Source organism: Streptomyces sp. MCA2, from assembly GCF_023544705.1.
In the GTDB taxonomy this organism is placed as follows: Bacteria; Actinomycetota; Actinomycetes; order Streptomycetales; family Streptomycetaceae; genus Streptomyces; species Streptomyces decoyicus.
Genome location: NZ_JAMJFM010000131.1, coordinates 1 through 823, shown reverse-complemented (window position 1 = coordinate 823; position 823 = coordinate 1). Strand labels below are relative to the sequence as shown.

General features: G+C 70.0%; 1 protein-coding gene. It reads right to left on the bottom strand.

Going from position 1 to position 823, the window contains the following annotated elements:
* Positions 1-823, bottom strand: an 823-nt coding sequence (locus M8I34_RS41125; RefSeq protein ID WP_250058169.1) for a condensation domain-containing protein, incomplete at both ends; no start/stop codon positions are given.

Here is an 823-nt window from a genome sequence, read left to right as displayed (position 1 = left end):
TGAACGGCACGCTGTCGCCCTGGTGGCTGGCCATCGCGGGACGGGGCCGGTCGGTGGGCAGTTCCAACTGCTCTGGGAGTCCTGCCAGAGTGCTGCGCCAGTAGTCGATCTGGCGGGAGATGACACTGTCCGGGTCGCTCTCGTCGCCCAGCACCTCGCGCTGCCAGAGGGTGTAGTCCGCGTACTGCACCGGCAGCGGCGCCCACTGCGGGGCGGCGCCGTCACGGCGGGCCGCGTAGGCGATGGCGAGATCGTGGGTGAGGGGAGCGAGTGAGGCGCCGTCGCTGGCGATGTGGTGGGCCAGGAGGAGGACGAGGTGTTCGTCGTGGGTGAGGGTGAAGACCCAGGCGCGCAGGGGCACGTCCTTGGTCAGGTCGAAGGTGTGGGTGATGGCCTGGTCGACGGCTGCGTCCAGGTCGTCTTCGTCGACGGGGACGATGTCGATGGCCGGGCGGGCGGCGTCGCCGTGCAGGACGTGCTGGTAGGGCGTCCCGTCGCTCTCCGGGAAGACGGTGCGCAGGGTTTCGTGCCGGTCGGTGAGGTCGTGGATGGCCTCACGTAGTGCCTCGACGTTCAGTGAACCGGTCAGCCGCAGTGGCATCGGCACGTTGTAGGTCGCGCTCCGTCCTTCCAGCTGGTGGAGGAACCACAGCCGCCGCTGTGTGTACGACAGCGGTACCCGCTCGGGCCGCTCCACCGGCACCAGCGCCGCACGCGCCCCGGTTGCGTGCTGGAGACGGGTGGCGAGGCCGGCGACGGTGGGCGCCTCGAAGAGATCGCGTACCGCGAGTTCGGCACCAAACGTGGTGCGGATGCGGCTGAC